The organism is Alteromonas sp. ABH4_454, assembly GCF_056311775.1.
On the sequence record NZ_CM149972.1, the window covers coordinates 1091673 to 1112249 of the forward strand.

A 20577-nucleotide genomic window follows, 5' to 3' on the forward strand; every position below is an offset into this window, starting at 1 on the left:
GGCAAAATGTGACAAATTTTTCGTCGGTAGCCGCTTATATACTTAAGAAGTTTTGGCTGCTACTCGCCGTATTGCTTGTACTTTTCGCGCTTGTTTTAAGCGCTGCACGCTATGCTCTGCCGCATATTGAGCACAACAAACACCTGTTGGAAAATTATATTAATGAGCAGTATGGCGTAAACCTATCTATTAAAAGTGTGCATGCTGTTTGGCAGCGCAGTGGCCCCAGCATTGTGCTCAATTCTGTGTCGCTGGCTAAAAACGATGCGTCTCCTGTTGCGTTGGATATTAGACAAATCTACGTTGAGCTAGACTTTTGGGAATCGCTACGTCACCAGCTTATTTCATCCAATCGCTTTGAACTGCGGGGTTTAAAACTCGATATTGATGCCGACCGCCTTTCCGGTGACGGTAAAAATAACTTTCCGGTGGTGAAGGCTCTTGAGCGCCTCTTCCTAGAGCAGCTACAAAGCTTTTCGCTAGAAGACGGTGTGGTATCTGTCACTCATATTAACGAAACCAATTCCTTCGATATAGAGAGCTTATCGTGGAACAACCACGAGGAAAGGCACCAAGGCTTAGGGCAGCTGAAAGTTGCAGATTTAGCTGCTAACTCGGCGTCGTTTATAATTGATATCACGGGCACACGAGAAGAGTTTGAGGGCGTGTTCTACGCCAAAGCCGAAGAGCTTGATATTTCCCCTTGGGTAAGCGACCTGATAAAAACTAAGCGTCCGTTAGCCCAAAGCCGTGCAAACTTCGAGGTATGGACGAACTTTTCTCAAAGTGAAATCACGAGTATACAAGCCGAACTAAGTGAAAGCCTTCTAGAGTGGGGAAGTGGCCGTGCGAAAACCGTAACCGGCATCAGCGGCGGTAGTCTTCAGGCGTTGCCCAATACTGAAGGCAATCAGAGCGGGTGGAATGTTAGGGTAGACCAGCTTGTGCTTAACTCAAGTAATGAGACGCTTACCACTGATCTTATCGGGAGCGTAGGCGCAAACGGTGATGCGTTGATAAACACCGTGAAACCCGTGCAAATTAACCCGTTTTTACTGTTATTACCCCTTTTTATGGATGATACCAGTGAAGAGGAAATACGCGGGCTAAATCCAAAGGGGGAATTAGCTACGTTGCAAATTCAACTGCATAACGGTCATCCTTCTTTAGCCGCTAAAGTGCTCGAACTGCAGTGGGATAAAACGGATAAGGTGCCGGGGCTTTCTTCCCTCAACGCCGATCTCTTTTGGTATAAAAACAACGGTGCGATTTACTTGGAAAGTAAAGATAGCGTACTCAGCGCTGATGGTGTAATCAAAAAAGACATCAATATTAATCAGCTCAAATCCCGTTTTTATATTTATCCAGAGCAAGCAGGCGAAGCTGCAAAGCAGTGGATAGTGAAAGGTAGCGACATGCTGTTAGATAGTGATGCTGTTACTTTGCACCCTCAGTTTAAACTGAATACGGCAACGGGGTTTATGTCGCTGTATGTCGATGTGAGTCCACTGGCTTTAAATGAAGTGAGCAGTTTGTTTCCGGCTTCCATTATGGGGGCTAATACAGACAAATACCTTACTCGCGCGTTTACCGGCGAAGGTGAAATTACAAACGCACGTGTTCTGTGGCATGGCCGTACAAGTGACTTTCCCTTTGAAGACAATACCGGCATCTTCCAGGCTTATGTTGATATTAAGCAGGGAGATTTTATTTTTGCACCTGACTGGCCTGCGCTCAATGACTTAGATTTGTCTTTGTTTTTTGTGAACAATGCCTTAGTGATGGAAAGCCCAAGTGCAACCCTTGCTGATGTGAAAATAAGCAATATGTCGGCTGCTATACCTAGTTTTAAACCTGGTGCTCGCTTGAACATCTACGCTACCGGCACAGGCTCTGGCGAGGCGCTTACGGCGCTAATGATGGATTCATCCCTTAAAAATTCGCTGGGTAAGGTATTGAACGATGATGTGCAAATTAGTGGGCCGCTGTCTGCCGATATTAAGTTAGATATACCTTTTAAAGGCAAGGATGTGGTGGCATCGGGTACCGCGCATTTATCTAACAATCCTGTCTATATCACAAAAACTAACATGCTTTTTGATAAAGCGTCGGGTGATGTGTCATTTACTAATGGAGATATAGATGCAGGGGATCTTACTGCGCAATTTCTTCAGCAGCCGGTGAATTTGTCGCTGACTGGCAGGCAGAGCGACACCTACGATCTCCATGTAGAATTAGGTGGGCGTTGGCATGTACATCCGCTGGCTAACTATGTAAACACGGATCTCACCACGTATATCGATGGTGAAAGTGATTGGAACACCAAAGTAGATTTAACGCTTTCTAATAGCGGGTTTAAATACTCTGCAAATCTCTCGGCAGATTTAACGGCAACACAAAGTATATTACCTGCTCCTTTTGATACTGCAGCCGGTACTAGCTTACCTCTACAGATAATTAGTACTGGCGATGGCAAAGCATCGAACGTCAAAGCCACGCTTGGCAGTAATATCCGTTTTGACGGTGTGCTTCCTCACAAAGAAATGCAGTTCTCGCGGGCGCACTTGGCCCTGGGTGAAAGCGATATTGCCAATATTGGAACAGGTTTTAGTATCAGTGCAAATTTAGCTCAAGCCGATGTACAAGAGTGGTTTACCACAATCGATATGTTGCTTTCTGGTAAAGGGAAAGATGCGGGTAACATCTATACGCAAACTAATGCTCAACCATCTATCGATTCAGAAGCTCCTGAAGCCAAGCGCACAAATTTGTTCGGCACACCGTCGCGTATATTTGCTAAAGCCGACATGCTTAATTTCGCTGGCCATAGCATTAAAAAGGCAGAATTGAATGCCACCGAGCGCAATAGGGATTGGATTTTAGACCTAGCCTCACCTCAGGCTAGGGCGACCATTCGCATCAACAGTGATTTAGATGAGCAAGGCATTGAGGTAAATGCCGACTACTTATCGTTAGATAAACCTATTGAGCCTGAGGTATCAGCGACAGCAGATAATAATGACACCGCGGTAGCCACTACTAACTCTGTTGCAAGCGAGGAAGATGAGTCACCTTATAATATTGACCCCAACACGCTGCCGCCCATTTATTTTTACTGCCAGTCTTGCGGCGTGCATGGGATTGATTTAGGTGAAGTAACATTAGACGTAGCGAAAGAAGATGACGGCCTAGCCATACGCCAGCTCTTAGTGAAGTCTGATGAAAGCAACGTAACCGCAACGGGTTACTGGAAGCACGTAGGCGGCGAGGTTAAAAGCGCGTTAAACGGAACTTTAACGTCTCCAGATGTTGGTCAAATGCTAAAAGAGTATGGCGTTGAATCGGGTATTAAAGATTCCAGTGCAAACGTGCAGTTCGACATCAACTGGCCAAACGCGCCAATGGACTTTGGGTTTGAACAGCTTAATGGCAATGTAGAGTGGTCACTGTCTGATGGTTATCTTACGGAATTGAGTGACAAGGGGTCGCGAATATTTACCTTATTCAGTTTAAATTCGTTAGTACGAAAGCTAAGCCTAGATTTTCGTGACGTTTTTGCCAAAGGCTTTTTCTATGACGACATGGGCGGCACCTTAAGCATTGTTAACGGTAAAGCATATACTGACGATACAGAAATTGACGGCGGCGCAGGGGAAATAGAAATTACCGGCTTCACCGACTTGAATACGGGCGGATTAAATTACAACGTGTCGTTCGCGCCCAATGTAACTGGGAACCTTCCGTTTCTTGTGTATTTCTTAGCAACGCCGCCTACCGCATTAGCTGCCCTTGCCATTGACCAAGTGTTAACCTCTGCGAAAGTCATTTCAAATGTGAACTATCGCGTAACGGGTACCATAAAAGAACCTAAGTTCGATGAAGTAGAACGTAACAGTAAAGACATTAGCTTACCTGCCCAAAATGCGCCTGTACCAGCGAACCCGCAAGACAGGCCATTAACGGATGATGACGTTCGCAGGCTGAAAATGGAGGTGATCGATGGTTAATTTAGTAGCACTACAAATGACTTCTACGCCAAATGTAGAAGAGAATCTCGATACAGTTGCAAGCGAAATGGCAGCGGCCAATATTGAAAAGGACAGTTTAGTGGTGTTGCCAGAGTGCTTCGCCTGCTTTGGCGGCAAAGACAAAGGTCAACTTGAAGTCGCTGAAGTAAAAGGTGATGGTGCAATACAGCGTTGTTTATCCTCGCTTGCTAAGCAGCACCAATGCTACATAGTGTCAGGAACATTTCCGGTTAAAACGGAAAACCCCGATAAGTTTTCTGCTGCATGCATGTTATTTGGCCCAAGTGGCGAGCTTTTGGCTGACTATCGTAAAATTCATATGTTCGACGTATCGGTAAACGATAACACTGGCAGCTACAAAGAGTCGGCTACCACTGAGGCAGGAAGCGAAGTCGTCACTGTTCAAACGCCAATAGGCAACATTGGGCTTGCGGTGTGCTATGATGTACGTTTTCCAGGGTTATTTACTGCAATGGGCGATATCGATATTTTGGTGTTGCCTGCGGCCTTTACCCAGCGTACTGGAGAGGCCCATTGGCATGCGTTGTTGCAAGCCAGAGCCATTGAAAAACAGTGCTTTGTGGTAGCGCCAAATCAAAGTGGCGTTCATGCTAACGGTCGCGAAACTTATGGGCATAGTATTATCCTATCGCCTTGGGGAGAACCCCTTGCCGAACAAGTCTGTGAAACGGGGCTGGTATCGGCAAACGTAGATATTGCAGCAAGAGAAACCATTAAACAGAATATGCCGGTTGCCGAACATAACCGATTCAGGAGTCATTTTGTCTAAATCTGTTGAGCGTCATTTATTATCTGACTCAGGCCTAGATATTACAAAGCTAGAGAGCGCGCTAGCGACCATTCATCGCCACGACACCGACTATGCCGATTTGTATTTTCAGTCGAGCCAACACGAGAGTTGGGTTCTGGAAGACGGTATTATCAAAGAAGGCAGCTATAACATTGAGCGCGGCGTAGGTGTTCGTGCTATTAGCGGTGAAAAAACGGGCTTTGCTTATTCTGATGAAATAAGCGAAGAAGCGTTAACTAAAGCATGTAAAGCGGCCCGTGGTATTGCGCCAAGTGGCGGAACCCAACAAGTTGCTGGCTTAGGTCACAAGCCTGTCGAAGCACGCTATGCCGAAAATAATCCTATTCTTGCGATGCAAGATGCCGAGAAAATTTCATTGCTTAAAGCGGTAGATGCTTATATCCGTAAGCAAGAGCCGTCTGCCAATCAGGTGGTAGTAAGTTTAAGCGGCGTATATGAAGAAATTTTAGTTGCTGGTAGCGACGGTACGTTAGCCACAGATATTCGTCCGCTTGTGCGCTTAAACTGCTCAGTATTGCTAGAACAAGGTGATAGACGCGAGCGCGGTTCAGCGGGTGCTGGCGGGCGATACGCTTACTCATTCTTTAAGCAAGATGAAGATGGCAAACCCTATTATGAGCAACTAGCCGATGATGCACTTCACATGGCGCGGGTTAACATGCAGGCAGTAGCCTCACCTGCAGGCGCTATGCCTGTGGTATTAGGTAACGGTTGGCCTGGTGTTTTGCTTCACGAAGCTGTAGGTCACGGTCTTGAAGGTGACTTTAACCGTAAAGGTGCATCAACCTTCAGCGGTCGCATTGGCGAGCGCGTAGCCGCCAAAGGTGTAACGGTTGTTGATGACGGTACATTAAGCGACCGTCGCGGTTCGTTATCGGTTGATGACGAAGGCACGCCGACCGCACATAACGTGCTAATTGAAGACGGTATTTTAAAGGGCTACATGCAGGATAAACACAACGCCAAGCTAATGGGCGTTGCACCTACTGGAAATGGGCGTCGTGAATCTTACGCTCACTTGCCTATGCCTCGTATGACCAATACTTACATGCTGGAAGGTGAGCACGATCCGAAAGAAATTATCGCCTCTATTGATAAAGGGATTTATGCGCCGAACTTCGCTGGCGGTCAGGTAGATATTACCTCTGGTAAATTCGTTTTCTCTAGCGCTGAAGCCTACCTTATCGAAAACGGTAAAATTACTGCACCAGTGAAAGGGGCAACCTTAATTGGTAACGGCCCTGAGGTTATGCAAAAAATCTCAATGATTGGTAACGACACTGCGCTAGATAAAGGCGTGGGTGTATGCGGTAAAGACGGTCAAAGCGTACCAGTAGGTGTAGGCCAACCTACGCTGAAAATTGACGAGTTGACAGTGGGCGGTACGGCGTAGTACGGCTCACGTAGTCACTCATAGAACTAAAAAAGGTTGGGCCATAGGCACCAACCTTTTTTGTATCTGAAAATCACTCAAAGCCCAAAAGGCAATAAGTTAATCTTCGTGAATAACGTCTTTTAAATACTGAAACAACTCTCTGAACGCTCTGGGTGGCGCATTTTTTTCACGCTCTTTCTTAATTTGGCGGTGAAATTGACGCAGTTTCTGGCGATCAAGCTCAGGGTGCGCTTCAATCAACTTCTGAATAGCTGGGTCGCCCTGTTCAATTACCGCTTCTCTGGCTTTCTCTAGCGCATGAAAAGCCGCGTTTGCTGCTTGGTGTTGATGCGTTAGTTTTGCTAAGGCCTCTTCTATGTCGGCAGTATCGCGATTACGCAGAGCTTTACCAATAAACTGAAGCTGGCGTCGATAGCCATCTTTTTTCTTGTTAACTTTACGGGCAATAGCAACCGCATCGGCCAGTTCTTCATCCATTGGAATAGTGGCAATGTTTGCATCGGTTAAGTTAACTAAGGTTTCGCCTAGCTTGTGAAGCTCTTTTGCTTGACGCTTCAGCTCAGTTTTACTGACAAACTCTTCCTCTTCGAACTCATCTGCTTGCGCATCTTCGAAGTAAGGATCTTCAGGAGAATTGTATTTCTGATCACTCATTTCAAACTCATTAGTGTTACACTTTAGCTAAATTGTAACTATCACAGTCGAATTAAGACAGCGAAACTTACTATGCAAATTGAGCAGCAGTTAGCCGACATTCAAAATGTCGTAGATGATGTACTAAAATTAGCCGTTTCAAAAGGCGCAACGCAAGCTGAAGCCAGCATGTCGAAAGTGCAGGGCATCGCCGTATCTTCGCGTATGCAAGAAGTTGAAAACGTTGAATTTACCAACGACGGTGGCTTAGGTATAAGCGTATACGTAGGCAAGCGAAAAGGCAGTGCGTCTACTGCTGATTTGAGCAAAGCAGCATTAACATTAGCGGTAGAAAAAGCCGTAGATATTGCACGTTACACCAGTGAAGATCCTTGTACTGGTTTGGCCGATGCTGACCTTATTGCTACTGAATTCCCAGATTTAGACCTGTATCACCCCGAAGAGTTAGATACTGAAAAGGCCATCAAAACTACCATTGAGGCTGAAAAAGCAGCAATGGATTACGATACGCGTATTACCAATTCAGATGGCGCGTCGTATAACGCAAATTTAGGTATGCGCGTTTATGGCAATACCCACGGTATAAACGCAGGTTACCCTAGTAGCCGCTATTCTTTAAGCTGTATGGTTATTGGCGCACAAGATGACGATATGCAGCGCGATTACGCTTACACGGTAAGCCGCAAAGCTTCTTTGCTGCAATCTGCAAGTGAAGTGGGTATTGATGCCGCAAAAGCGACTGTAGACCGCTTAGGCGCCCGTAAGATTAATACGGCAAACGTACCTGTACTTTTACACCGCGACATTGCATCAAGCCTGTTCGGTCATTATGTCGGTGCTATCAGCGGTGGCAGCCTTTATCGTCGTTCTAGCTTCTTACTTGATAGCCTTGGTAAACAGGTTTTCCCAGAATGGCTTAACGTCGAAGAGCGCCCGTTTATTAAAGGCGGCTTAGCAAGCTCTAGCTTCGACAACGAAGGTGTAGCCTGTGCAGATATGACAATAGTCGATGGCGGTAAATTAGCCACATACCTTTATACGACGTACTCTTCGCGTAAGTTAAATACTCGGTCTAACGGCCATGCTGGTGGTATTCACAACTGGCTAGTAGGCGATACAGGACATAGCGACGCTGAGCTTCTAAAAGAAATGGGCACAGGACTATTTGTAACCGAGCTTATGGGGCAGGGCGTTAATGGTGTAACCGGTGATTACTCGCGCGGTGCTGCGGGCTACTGGGTTGAGAATGGCATTATTCAATACCCAGTCCATGAAGTAACCATTGCCGGTAACCTAAAAGATATGTTCAAAGGCATTGTGGCTATTGGTGCTGAAAAAGATGTGCGCGGCAGTGTACAGACTGGCTCTGTGCTTATCGACCATATGAAGATAGCGGGCAGCTCAGCTCGCGTTTTCTCGAAACGCTGAAGGAGAGAGACCTGTCGATTTCTTAAAGCGTTTTGAGAAAGTAAATACATTTGTGTAGCCCACATAGCTTGCAATGTAGGAAACGGGCCACTGCGTGCTTAACAATAAGCTTTTGGCCCGTGCCATCCGCAAATGAATAACGTGCTGTTTTGGGCTTCGCCCAAACACTTGTAAGCACAACCTATGAAGGTGAGGGGCAGAGTAATGGGCCTTTTCACTTAAGCTTTTCATATCCCAGTCAAACTGAAGTTGTTTATCCACCACTGAAAACAGCGCATGTACCCGGCTTATTTGGCGTCGCTCCTTATCGTCACTGGCATGCTTTTTACCAAATGGAGCATCAGCTATGCGGTACAGATAACGAGAAACAAACTGCATGGCAGCGCGACGGCTATCAAGGTCGCGTTCCAAGTACACAAGTTCCATGGCGTGATGGAGTCCTTCTAGCATGGCGTTATCTACAACTAGGGCATCGCTTTTTCTAAATGACTTCCAGCGCTCGACATTAGCTAAATTTACCCAAATTATGTCCCACTGGTCGCTGATAATGGAAACTTCAAAGCTTTGTCCAGCAGGTAAAATAATAAGCTGCCCTTCATTTAGCTGTAGTTCGCCTGATGGAACGCGAAACTTTCCTTGCCCCTTTATGCTGTAGAACAAGGTATGGTTAGGCGGAGAAACACGCCCCACTGTATAATTCCCTGATAAGTTAGAGCATCCTGCTAGTTCAATGCCTAGGTTGCTGATTTCTGGCGCGTTACTACTATCTATAAAGCGTTCGAAGCAGTGGGGGCCAATATCTACAATGTCTCTGAAGCTAGGTTGCATAAATGTAAAATGATAGTTTTGGATAAATAGATGTAAGTTTAGAGCATAAAGGATCTGTAGAAAGTTAGCTATATTTCGCTTAACGAAAAAGTAAAGGATATGACATGCTTAATGTTGCCCAAGTAGTCGCTCAAAAAGACTGGCAAAACCCAGTTGTGTTTCAAAGAAACCGCATCAGTGCCCACAGTCCACATTGCGGATACAAAACGCTAGAAGATGCACTGCACAGTACCAATGCACAAAAGCGTAGTTTAAACGGCGATTGGGATTTCCGATTATTTGATGCACCAGAAAATGTACCTGAAAGCCTCCTTTCTAAAACATTAAGTGATGACGAGTATGCTAATTGGCAGCACATTACCGTACCTTCTAACTGGCAGCTTCAAGGTTACGACAAACCGATTTACTGTAACGTGAAATATCCCTTCGCGGTGAACCCTCCTGTAGTGCCTAGCGAGAATCCAACGGGTTGCTACCGCACAACGTTCAACGTTACCAAGGATGAGTTAAAACAGCGCAATCATATCGTTTTTGAAGGGGTGAATAGCGCGTTTCACTTGTGGTGCAACGGCGAGTACGTGGGTTATTCCCAAGACAGTCGTCTACCGGCTGAATTCGATTTGCCTGGCTACTTGGTTGAAGGTGAAAACCGCTTGGCTGTTATGGTGATCAGATGGTCTGACGGCAGCTATTTAGAAGACCAAGATATGTGGTGGCTCAGCGGCATCTTTCGAGACGTTAATTTGGTCACCAAGCCTCAGCATCACCTTCAAGATGTGTTCGTTACACCAAAGCTTGATGCGTGTTACCGCGACGCTACGGTTTCAGTTCGTACAGCCATCAATGCGCCATCTACCTTTAAAGTGGGTATCCAGCTTTTTGATGGCGATTACGCTGTCACCGAGCAAGTTATTACCGGTACTAACAATAAGCGTATTGATGAGAAGGGCGGTTGGGACGACGTGATTTTCCAAACCCTAGATGTGAAAGAGCCCAAACACTGGACCGCAGAAACGCCAAACTTGTACCGCATTGTCGTATCCCTTATTGATGAGAGCGGTGAGACGGTTGACCGTGAAGCTTACTATGTTGGCTTTCGAACTATTGAAATGAAAAATGGCCAGCTATTGGTTAATGGCAAAGCTGTGCTTATTCGCGGCGTAAACCGACATGAGCACCATCAGTTTAAAGGCCATGCCATCAACGAAGATGACATGCTTGAAGACATTAAGCTATTAAAGCAAAACAACTTTAACGCCGTGCGTACTGCGCACTATCCTAATCATCCTCGCTGGTATGAGCTTTGCGATGAATATGGGCTCTATGTGGTAGATGAAGCGAATATCGAGACCCACGGAATGTTTCCCATGGGTAGATTGTCTCGCGACCCGCTTTGGGCAGGCGCTTACATGGCCCGCTTCACCCAAATGGTTGAACGGGACAAAAACCACCCTTGTATCATCATATGGTCGTTAGGTAACGAATGTGGTCATGGGCCTACTCACGACGCTATGTATGGCTGGGCGAAGGCATTTGACCCATCACGACCTGTGCAATATGAAGGTGGTGGTGCCGACACTACGGCTACCGATATTATCGCACCCATGTACGCTAGAGTAGATACCGACGTTAAAGACGAAGCCGTACCTAAATGGGCTATCAAAAAATGGCTGTCGATGCCCGGTGAAAACCGCCCCGTTATTTTATGTGAGTACGCCCACGCTATGGGTAACAGTTTGGGCAGCTTTGATGAATATTGGAAGGCATTTAAAGACTATCCACGTCTTCAGGGCGGCTTTATCTGGGACTGGGTTGACCAAGGGTTAACTAAGTACACCGACAGTGGTGAAGCTTACTGGGCTTACGGTGGCGACTTCGGTGATACCGATAACGACAGGCAGTTCTGTATTAACGGATTGCTGTTCCCAGACAGAACGCCTCACCCCCATTTGTTTGAAGCCAAATATTGCCAGCAGCACTTAAGCTTTTCGCTGGTTGAAAAAGACAACAAGTTTGAGCTTACAGTAAGCAGCGATTACCTGTTTAGACGCACAGACAATGAGTTGTTGTGTTGGCAAGTACTTGAAGATGGAAAACCCATTGCTAATGCAAAGGGCGAGCTCGAAATCAATATAGGTCCGCAACAAGCACAAATGCTAACCCTAACCCCCGAAATTACGTTTAAAGCAGGGGCTGAGTATCATTTAAATATTGACGTTGTAACAGCTAATGACTGCGCGTGGGCTGGTGCAGGGCATGTTATGGACACTGCGCAGTTAGCAATAACCAATATGTGCGGTATGGTCCCGTTTTCTTTCAATGAACAAGACGACAAAAGTGAACTAGTTATCGAGGCCCAAGATGGAGTGCTACTGGTAAAAGTCCAAAACAACGTATTTAGCTTCAACAGTGAAAGTGGGCTGTTAACCTCGTGGCTTCAAGGCGCGGAGGAAATACTTAGTGCTCCGTTAGAAGATAACTTCTTTCGAGCGCCGCTAGATAACGACATTGGGGTAAGTGAAGTGGATAACCCCGACCCGAACGCATGGGAGTCTCGCTGGCGTCGTGCTGGTATAGGAGAATGGTCACGCACTTGTACGGGTATTAACGTCGAGCAGGGCGCGCAAGACGTGCGTATAACGTCATTATTTGAATATCACTATGGTCAAAAGCTAATGGCTTCAACTAAGTGGGTTTATACCCTAGATGTACAAGCCGAGCTTTCAGTCGATGTAGAGGTGTTGTTAGACGATGGCTTACCACCAATGCCGCGCATTGGTATGCAAATGGCAGTGCCAGTAGCCGAAGAGTGTACGCCGGTGACTTGGCATGGGCTTGGGCCGTTTGAGAACTACCCTGACAGAAAAGCGGCGGCGCGCTATGGCCACTACACCTTACCTATTAACGCTATGCAAACACGCTATGTGTTCCCAACCGATAATGGCTTGCGCAGTCACTGTAAAAAGCTGGCCATCGGCGAATTAGCTGCTAGCGGGCAGTTCCACTTCAGTGTAAGTGAATATGGGCAAGCACAGTTGGATAAGGCAAAGCATACCTGTGATTTAGTACCCCAAGACTGTGTGTTTGTTTATATTGACCATGCGCATATGGGCGTGGGGGGCGATGACTCGTGGAGCCCGAGCACGCACAAAGCGTTCTTATTGGAAGAAAAGCGTTATCGCTACTCGGTTTGCTTTAGCGCTACTGCTAGCTAGTCAGATACCATTACGCACAAAAAAGCCGCTACATGGTAGCGGCTTTATTAACTCAATATTCGTTCAGGCAGCGGTTTAGCCGTCAACCTGACCGCAGAAACGGTAACCTTCACCGTGGATAGTTACAATCAATTCTTCATCTGTAGGATCTGACTCGAAGTGCTTACGAATACGACGAATAGTAACGTCAACCGTACGGTCATTTGGACGAAGCTCGCGACCTGTCATTTCCATAATAAGCTGTTCACGGGTAAGGATTTTACCTGGGTTGCTTAGGAAAAGGTGAAGCGCACGGAATTCACTACGAGGTAGACGGAATTCTTTACCGTTAGGAGAAATCAATGAACGGCTGTCACCGTCAAGCGTCCAGCCGTTGAAACTTACACGGCTTGGTAAATCGTCATCTTCTGAAGAGTTTGTTGTACGAGACAGTAAGTTGCGCGCGCGGATAGTCAATTCACGAGGGTTGAACGGCTTAGTCAGATAATCATCTGCGCCAATTTCAAGACCTAGAATGCGGTCAACGTCGTTGTCACGGCCTGTTAGGAAGATAAGACCAACGTTTTTACGGTCACGTACTTCACGGGCTAAAATCAGGCCGTTTTTGCCTGGAAGGTTGATATCCATGATAACCAAATTGATAGCGTGATTCTCGAAGAAATCATGCATTTGATCACCATTTTCGGCTTCAAATACATTATACCCTTCCGCTTCAAATAGACTCTTAAGCGTGGTACGGGTTACCACCTCATCTTCAACAATTAACACATTTGGCGTCTGCATGGTGTTTTACACTCTTTCTAAAATACGATTTAAGCAACTAACTGGTTAAATTTTAATATTCATGTACTTGATTGCAAGTAACTTGTGAATATTCTTATTGTTAAGGTATTGGGGTTAGCCAATAAAAATCAAGAAAAGTTCATACTTTATACAACTATTCTGATGTTTTCGCATTAACAACAGGGAAGATAATGACAAATTCTACCCCATTGCCCTCCTCGCTGGTAATCGATATTGAACCGTTAAGGGCTTGCGTTACTAAGTTGTACACTAAGTGCATTCCTAATCCTGAACCGCCTTGCCCACGTTTGGTGGTAACGAAGGGGTCAAAAATCCGTTTGCGGATTTCTGGGGAAATGCCTTTTCCGTTATCGGTATAAACTAGCTTGAGCTTATCACTGCTAACCAACTCGGCACGAATATCAATGGTGCCTTTATCCATAGATTCAAACCCATGGATAACCGAATTCATTATTAAATTAATCAAAATTTGATTTATTGGGCCAGCCTTCGTTTCAACGCTAAGGGTAGGGTCGCAATTTACGTTGATGTTGTGTTTTAATTTTTTGAGTCGAGGCTGCAATGACAACAGTATCTCATTAACTAGCTGTACAACGCAAAAACTTCTACTAGATTCTGAGGTTTGATCGACGGCAACCTGCTTAAAACTACTGATAAGCTCTGCAGCTCTGTTCAAGTTGCGGTAAATAATATTGAGGTTTTCGTTACTTTCTTCCAAGAAGCGCTTCATTGCGCTGGCTTTTAGCGTTTTATTTTCAAAGTCTTTCTGAATAACAGCCAACCTGTCTAGCATCATCGTTGATGCAGTTACGCCTAAACCTATTGGTGTATTAACTTCATGGGCGACACCAGCAACCATATCACCGAGAGAGGCCATTTTTTCATTCTGCACGATTTGGCGTTGAAATTGATGCAGCTTTTCTAATGTTTGAATAAGCTCTTGGTTCGCGTCTTTAAGTGCTGTTGTTCGGTGGCTGACTATATCTTCAAGACTGGCATTAAGTTTTCTGTGCTGCTCCTCTGCCTGTCTTTGTTTTTGCATGTATTCTTGCATGCGCAGCAGCAATACGTTCACCGCGTCAGCTAGAATGTCGAGCTCTTTAATGCTTGAGCCAGTAGCGCGAGCTGAATAGTCACGCTGTCGCGACGTGCGTTGTAAAAAATTGGCTATACTTTCCACCGGGCCGGTTACAAAGCGCTGCATTCTGAGCGCAGAGTAAAAGCTTATGGCCAGCAGCACTAAAGCTACTGCTAAATTTAGCCAAATTGACTTCCCTACCAGTTGGTTAAAGTTGTCTGAGGAAACCCTTAAATATACCCACCCTAACTGGATGTTGGTCTCTGGGTCGAACACTTTTGCACTCAGTTCAAGGTAATGCCCATTATCAGCTAGTATTGGATTCATAACCATGGAAGCTAACTGGTTTTCCTTGCCACCTAATAAAAGCTGCCCCTCTTTATTGTACGAAGCAAAAATTTCTGGCTGCGATATGCCGTTTTGGGCTTTGTACACGTGAGCATTGAGTACATGCTCTGCAGCTGTAAGGTTACTTAACGCAACTTCTATACGTTCAGGGGTTTCATCATAAAGGTAGATAGATGAGCTTCTAGCAACCAACTTAGCAAGCATCATTGCGTTAGATTCAAGCTCATGGCGATAGGTTTTTATTTGCGTATAAACAGCAAGGCCCGATAACACTGCAATTGAGAAGGTAATGATAGACATTACCACCCAAAGAAAGAGGCTTTTTATAGAAAGCTTTACTGCCTTATCCGTCATACCTGCCTTGTGTACTGTCCGTTCACGTCATCCGTTTTTTAATAGTGGCGCAAAAGTAGGCAAAAAGAAAGGCGCTTATAAACAATAATTAATGTAGAAGGTTATAGAGCTATAACCTATTTTAGCTACGTTTTTTATACGCTGATATCGCCACAGCTTATAGTAAAGTCAGTGTTCCAATAAGGGGGTAAAACGACAGGAATACAACTACAGTGGCGACTAGTTAGTCGCCGATAAATACAGCTGCTGATAATGTTTGGCGGATGTTTCCCAAGTAAAGCGGGTTCGCATACCCCGTTGCTGCATTGCCCTGAACTTACCCGTATCTTCATAGAAAGCCAGCAGAGCACGTCGAATACAAGCTAACAAAGCATGCGGCGTAGGTTCATCAAACACAAAACCTGTACCTTCACTATCGTTGCTATAGTCAATGACCGTGTCTTTAAGCCCTCCTACTGAACGCACAATAGGGATAGTACCGTAGGCCAGGCTGTACATTTGATTTAACCCACATGGTTCAAATTGTGAAGGCATAAGGAAAAAGTCAGCGCCAGCCTCTACTAAATGAGCATGCTCTGAACTAAACCCGTTGATAAAGGCAAATTTGTCAGGGTGCTGTTGGGCAAACTCACCAAGGTCCATACATACCTTTGGATCGCCAGTGCCTACAATGACCATTTGAATATTATGCTTAATTAGGTCGTCTAAAATGGGCAGTATATACCCAAAACCTTTTTGTTCTGTAAGGCGGCATACCATTCCAATAAGCGGAACATTGCTATTCTCAGGCAGTGCTGACTTTTCCTGTAATACCTGCTTACAGGCCGTTTTTGGATGAAGGTTATCTGCACTGTAGTGCTCTGGCAGAAATGTATCTGTTTCGGGGTTCCACTGGGTGTAATCACATCCATTCAAAATACCGCTTAAGTCGGCTTGACGCTTTACAAGGCGTTCGTGCAGTCCGTGACTGCCTAAGTCGGTAAGCAGTCTCCCTTGCATAGTTAGGGCTTACTGTCGTCACTTTCGAGGCAAACTCAATACCGCTTTGCAGCATATTAATGTACCCGCCGTGTACTTGCGCCAAAATGTTCGGGTGATGCCGAAGAAACGGGATAGTTTCTAGTTTGTGCACGCCTTGGAAAGCGGCGTTATGAATAGTGAATATTGTTTTGGTGCTGTCGAAATACCCTGATTTGTCGTGGGTAAGTAAAAACGGAAGCATAGCCGTGTGCCAATCATGGCAGTGAATAATATCCGGCTTGTTATCAATCGCTTTTAGCGTTTGAAGAACAGCGCCGCTGAATAAACTAAAGCGCTCGCCATTATCTTCATAAGCTTCAAAGGCATTAGCGTATAGCCCTTCACGCATAAAGTAGTCAGGCGCGTCTACAAAGTAAATTGGAATGTCGTGCCATTGCATATAGCGAATATCGAAATGGTACACTTGCCCTTCGGTGAACAGGGTTTGTTGCTCGGCTACCGTGGGCAGGTTCAATTGCTCTGCCAGTACTTGGTAATAAGGCATTATTATCGTGATGCTTTCGCCCATACTATGTAGTGCGAGAGGGAGTGCTTTGCCAACGTCAGCAAGTCCGCCAGTTTTGACCAACTCTTCAACTTCTGAAATAGCAAATACAATATTCACAGTTAATCTCCCAGAGCGTACATATAGTGCACTCATAATGCTTAAGTTAAGTGTACGAAAAGCGCTGAGTGCCACTGTGAAGTACCCACAATGGCATAAGCAACAGGTAGAAAAGCTAAGTTAGCACAAGCTAATGGCTTTTTTAATTACAAAGCTGCCTGATAAACAGAAAATTGTGATGTTTGTGCCGTGGTATAAACCGTTTGGAAGTGCTCAGCGAGCAAACCAGGGTAGGGTAAGAATCGGTTTGCCACCATTTGCATACTGCCACCACGGCTTAAGGTTGCCTTTGCATCTGAGATAAATCGCTTCGTAATGGTGTAGTCGGTTTTAATGCCGGTGTGAAACGGCGGGTTGGTGACAATATGCTGTACTTTTTGGGAAAACCCATGCAAACCATCCGCAGCATATAAGGTTGCTGACAATCCGTTTTCAGCCAGAGTCAAAGCACTACAATACACCGCAAGGGCGCTCACATCGGTTAGGTGCAGCTTTAAATGCGGGTATTTCAGCATAATGTAGCTACCAACAACGCCAGCACCACACGCGAAATCTAATACTTCACCGCTCAGCGACGTCGAAAGCTTTTCAAGCAGTAGCTCTGTTCCCGCATCCAGTTCTTTATAACTAAAAACACCAGGCATAGAGGCAACTTCCCAAGCAGTGCCTTCAACGTGGTAGGTATTCATGTCAAGCCAAGCATCGGGCTCAAAGGCAAGGTGAGGCTCTTCAACTATAACGGTAATCAGGCTGCAGTGGCGTGCCGAATCAACTTTTTGCGTAGGGCCATATTGCTGCATTAACTTAGCGGCACTTTTAATACCGCCTTTGTTTTCACCAACCACATGAATACGGCCATGTTGGCCAACCATACTTGCGGCCATTCGCAGTAACATTTGAAAATGGGTTTTTGCTTTAGGTAAGAAAATCATCACGTCAGTGTGGGATTTTTCTAAAGCCAAGAAAGGCGCAAAAATATGGGTATGATTGCCAACCTTTTGCGTCACCTCAAAGCCTTTGCGCGTAATGTCTCTGCTATCAAACGATACAGAGGGGATGACGCGTACGCACTCCGAAAAAATGTCGAAGTACTGGTGAAGAACAGTGACTTCTTGCGATTTAAGGCCGTCCAAAAAATACGCGTCAGTAGGGTTAATAAATGCCCACTGGCCTTCATCAAAAAGCGCAATATTACGTTCTAACAGCTGGCTTTGAGGAGATAGAATCATTACTTAGTACGCTCGAAAATTAGATCCCACACGCCGTGGCCTAGTTTTTGACCGCGAGTTTCAAACTTGGTGATCGGACGGTAGTCCGGACGGGGCACGTAGTCGCCATCGGTTGCGGTATTAGTGTAGCCCTCTGCCTGGGTCATGACCTCTAACATATGCTCAGCATACTGTTCCCAGTCGGTCGCCATATGAAAGCAACCGCCAATAGCCAACTTAGTACGAACTAATTCAACAAATTCAGGCTGTACAATACGGCGCTTGTGGTGACGCTTTTTGTGCCACGGGTCTGGGAAAAACAACTGCAGGCGAGACAATGAACCATCTGGGATCATATTCTTAAGCACTTCAACGGCGTCATGTTCCATTACACGCAAGTTCTCAACGCCTTGCTCACTAGCATCGGCTAAGCATGCGCCAACACCAGGGCGGTGAACCTCAATGCCTATGAAGTCTTTTTCAGGAGCATTCGCGGCCATTTCAACCAATGATTTGCCCATACCAAAGCCAATTTCCACAACCACATCTGCGTCGCGGCCAAACAACTCTGACAACGACAAGGGCGCGTCAACGTAGTCTATGCCTTTAGTTGGCCAGTAATCCGCCAGTGCTTTTTCTTGTGCTTTTGTAAGTCTGCCTTCGCGTTTAACGAAGCTTTTTACCTTGCTTACATATACTCCAGCGGCTTCTGCTTCCGCCTGACTTTTGAATTGCCTCATTTGCAATGCCTTTCTAACCCAATTTTCTGGTGGCGCATTATCCACTTACCCACGGCTTATGCAACGCTATCGTGGTAAAAATGCTGTAATTTTATACGCCAATTTGTTTAGCAATAATAGATGCTACTGTCTCAGTTTGCTCAAGCACTAGCATATGTCCTGCATCATCAATAGTGTGAAACGTAGCGTTAGGCAATGTGCTTTGAAGTTGTAGTACTGCCTCTGCAGGTGCAATGGCGTCTTGCTGTGCGGTGATAAACGTGATTGGCGCGTTGATCTTTGCGAGTGCTTTAACGGTACTTTCCCGTGGCGTGGTGGCGAGTGTGTGATTAAGTAATGTTGTTTTACCTAAATCTTGTGCCATCGATTTAATAACGCCAGCCACGTTTTCATCGTCCAAACGTGAAGGGTGAATAAACCGCGAAAGGTACGCGTCGTTATCGGGTTTAAAGTTTCCTTGCTTAAGCATGGTAGTCAGACTGCTTACGCTTAGCAATTTCTTCTTTTGACAAACCTTCTGGGTTGTAGCCTATAAGTGTGACAGAGGCTACATTAGCAGGATTGCGCTGTGCGACTAGTGCAGCTATAAACCCGCCCATGGAGTAACCTACAAGGTGCACTTTTTCGTCATCGAGGATACGGTCTTCACTTAATGCCAGCATTTCTTCTTGAGATGCTGCCCATTGAAGCGGCACATACCTGCGCTGTGAAATATTCAACGTGCGCCATAGTGGCAGGAATACGCGCTCGTCGCAGAGTGTACCGGGAAAAAACAAAACAGGGTGCTGCACAGACACGTGTGCTCCTTAACATTAAACTAGCTAGTTACATGCTACCATAGCGCGCTAGTTAATGAATGGTCGCTAGGCAGAAAGCATTTAGCTTTATTGGTAAAAGAATAAGCAGTAGCAATTACCCATATAGATAATTATGACAGAACAACAATATTCAGGAAGCTTTGCAGAGCGAGTGCTTGCATGGTTTGACAAACATGGGCGTAAGCATTTGCCTTGGCAGAAAGAGGTAACGCCCTATAAGGTATGGGTGTCGGAAATTATGCTCCAGCAAACCCAAGTCACTACGGTAATTCCTTACTTCGAACGTTTTATGGCGTCGTTCCCGACGGTGCATGACTTAGCTAAGGCATCCCAGGATGATGTGCTTCATCATTGGACAGGGCTTGGCTACTACGCAAGAGCAAGAAACTTGCACAAAGCGGCAAATACGCTGGTAGATAAATACAACGGCGAGTTTCCCTACAGCCTTGAAGAAGTTATGGATTTGCCCGGCATAGGTCGCTCAACAGCCGGTGCCATATTGTCGCTGTCAAGGAATATGCGCTTTCCTATTTTAGATGGCAATGTGAAGCGTGTTTTGGCGCGTTACTATGCAATCAGCGGGTGGCCGGGGCAGAAAAAAGTGGAAAACCAACTTTGGGAGGTCGCCGAGAAAAACACGCCTACCCATTCAGAAGGCGGACGATGTGCCAACTATACCCAGGTGATGATGGATTTGGGCGCGATGATCTGTACACGAAGCAAGCCAAAGTGTGACGAGTGCCCGCTTCAAGCCGACTGTATTGCCTATGCACAAGGTGCGCAAACTGAGTACCCGGGTAAAAAACCAAAAAAGGCGCTGCCCGAGAAATCCACTTTCATGATGGTGGCACAGTTCAATAGCCAAGTGTATTTAGAACAGCGTCCCTCAACAGGTCTCTGGGGTGGGTTGTATGGTTTTATCGAGGTATTTTCAATAGATGAGGGTATTGAGCAGCTTAACAAGCGGGGGATCAGTGTTGAAGATACCCGAGAGCTTGAAGGTTTCCGCCATACCTTTAGTCATTTTCATTTAGATATCACCCCGGTAGTGGCCGTGGTAAACTCTGCTCCAACAAAGCGCGTAGCTGAAACGGCATATCGCTGGTTTTCGTTGAACGAGCCTATTGAAGTTGGTTTAGCGGCACCTACAACCAAGATAATTCAGCAGTTAATGCGTTAGGCTTGTAAAGGAAGCCTTGTA

14 protein-coding genes and 1 pseudogene are annotated in these 20577 nt (G+C 45.8%); 6 read left to right on the plus strand and 9 right to left on the minus strand.

Annotated elements, in window-relative coordinates; all coding sequences use genetic code 11:
* Nucleotides 1-8 precede the first annotated feature (8 nt).
* From ACYX4W_RS04805 to tldD, 3 genes are read left to right on the plus strand one after another with little or no spacing between them, the layout of a single operon-like run.
* On the plus strand, nucleotides 9-4007 hold the full coding sequence (locus ACYX4W_RS04805) for a YhdP family protein (protein ID WP_476074847.1): 3999 nt from the start codon (nucleotides 9-11) through the stop codon (nucleotides 4005-4007).
* Nucleotides 4000-4818 carry a carbon-nitrogen hydrolase family protein gene (locus ACYX4W_RS04810; protein WP_476074848.1) on the plus strand — a complete coding sequence of 273 codons (819 nt, stop codon included), beginning with the start codon at nucleotides 4000-4002 and terminating at the stop codon, nucleotides 4816-4818. Before ACYX4W_RS04805 ends, ACYX4W_RS04810 begins: the two co-directional genes overlap by 8 nt.
* The gene (gene tldD, locus ACYX4W_RS04815) at nucleotides 4811-6253 is read left to right on the plus strand and encodes a metalloprotease TldD (RefSeq protein WP_474802705.1); all 1443 of its coding nucleotides are present in this window, start codon (nucleotides 4811-4813) and stop codon (nucleotides 6251-6253) included. The genes ACYX4W_RS04810 and tldD overlap by 8 nt, the downstream gene beginning before the upstream one ends.
* A gap of 99 nt (nucleotides 6254-6352) precedes the next feature.
* Here the strand turns inward: tldD and yjgA are convergent, their stop codons facing one another.
* Nucleotides 6353-6910, minus strand: a complete 558-nt coding sequence (gene yjgA, locus ACYX4W_RS04820; RefSeq protein ID WP_476074849.1) for a ribosome biogenesis factor YjgA — start codon at nucleotides 6908-6910, stop codon at nucleotides 6353-6355.
* Between the two features lie 72 nt (nucleotides 6911-6982).
* Here yjgA and pmbA point away from each other — a divergent pair, with 72 nt between their 5' ends.
* The gene (gene pmbA / locus ACYX4W_RS04825) at nucleotides 6983-8338 is read left to right on the plus strand and encodes a metalloprotease PmbA (RefSeq protein ID WP_476074850.1); all 1356 of its coding nucleotides are present in this window, start codon (nucleotides 6983-6985) and stop codon (nucleotides 8336-8338) included.
* On the opposite strand, the gene ACYX4W_RS04830 is transcribed toward pmbA, so the two are convergent.
* Nucleotides 8312-9166, minus strand: a complete 855-nt coding sequence (locus ACYX4W_RS04830) for an AraC family transcriptional regulator (protein WP_476074851.1) — start codon at nucleotides 9164-9166, stop codon at nucleotides 8312-8314. The two genes, pmbA and ACYX4W_RS04830, sit on opposite strands and share 27 nt — an antisense overlap.
* A 104-nt stretch (nucleotides 9167-9270) precedes the next feature.
* Between ACYX4W_RS04830 and ACYX4W_RS04835 the strand changes: the two genes are divergently transcribed.
* A complete protein-coding gene (locus ACYX4W_RS04835) occupies nucleotides 9271-12381 on the plus strand; it encodes a beta-galactosidase (RefSeq protein ID WP_476074852.1) in 3111 nt (1036 codons plus the stop codon).
* Nucleotides 12382-12456: 75 nt separating this feature from the next.
* Here the strand turns inward: ACYX4W_RS04835 and arcA are convergent, their stop codons facing one another.
* From arcA to ACYX4W_RS04870, 7 genes and pseudogenes are all read right to left on the minus strand, one after another.
* Nucleotides 12457-13164: a two-component system response regulator ArcA gene (gene arcA / locus ACYX4W_RS04840; protein ID WP_014996957.1), complete on the minus strand. Its 708-nt coding sequence runs from the start codon at nucleotides 13162-13164 to the stop codon at nucleotides 12457-12459.
* 154 nt (nucleotides 13165-13318) lie between these two features.
* Nucleotides 13319-14965, minus strand: a complete 1647-nt coding sequence (locus tag ACYX4W_RS04845) for a sensor histidine kinase (protein ID WP_476074853.1) — start codon at nucleotides 14963-14965, stop codon at nucleotides 13319-13321.
* A gap of 219 nt (nucleotides 14966-15184) precedes the next feature.
* A pseudogene (glgA, locus tag ACYX4W_RS04850) lies at nucleotides 15185-16610 on the minus strand (glycogen synthase GlgA).
* Between the two features lie 146 nt (nucleotides 16611-16756).
* Entirely contained in the window at nucleotides 16757-17839 is a 1083-nt protein-coding gene (locus ACYX4W_RS04855) for a methyltransferase (RefSeq protein WP_476074854.1), read from the minus strand.
* The gene (trmB, locus tag ACYX4W_RS04860; RefSeq protein ID WP_474802689.1) at nucleotides 17839-18558 is read right to left on the minus strand and encodes a tRNA (guanosine(46)-N7)-methyltransferase TrmB; all 720 of its coding nucleotides are present in this window, start codon (nucleotides 18556-18558) and stop codon (nucleotides 17839-17841) included. The genes ACYX4W_RS04855 and trmB overlap by 1 nt, the downstream gene beginning before the upstream one ends.
* A gap of 91 nt (nucleotides 18559-18649) precedes the next feature.
* A complete protein-coding gene (locus ACYX4W_RS04865) occupies nucleotides 18650-19027 on the minus strand; it encodes an alpha/beta fold hydrolase (RefSeq protein ID WP_476074855.1) in 378 nt (125 codons plus the stop codon).
* Complete coding sequence (locus tag ACYX4W_RS04870; protein WP_476074856.1) at nucleotides 19020-19355, minus strand: alpha/beta fold hydrolase; 336 nt, start codon at nucleotides 19353-19355, stop codon at nucleotides 19020-19022. The genes ACYX4W_RS04865 and ACYX4W_RS04870 overlap by 8 nt, the downstream gene beginning before the upstream one ends.
* Nucleotides 19356-19488: 133 nt before the next feature.
* Here ACYX4W_RS04870 and mutY point away from each other — a divergent pair, with 133 nt between their 5' ends.
* Nucleotides 19489-20556: an A/G-specific adenine glycosylase gene (gene mutY / locus ACYX4W_RS04875; protein ID WP_476074857.1), complete on the plus strand. Its 1068-nt coding sequence runs from the start codon at nucleotides 19489-19491 to the stop codon at nucleotides 20554-20556.
* Nucleotides 20557-20577: the final 21 nt, after the last annotated feature.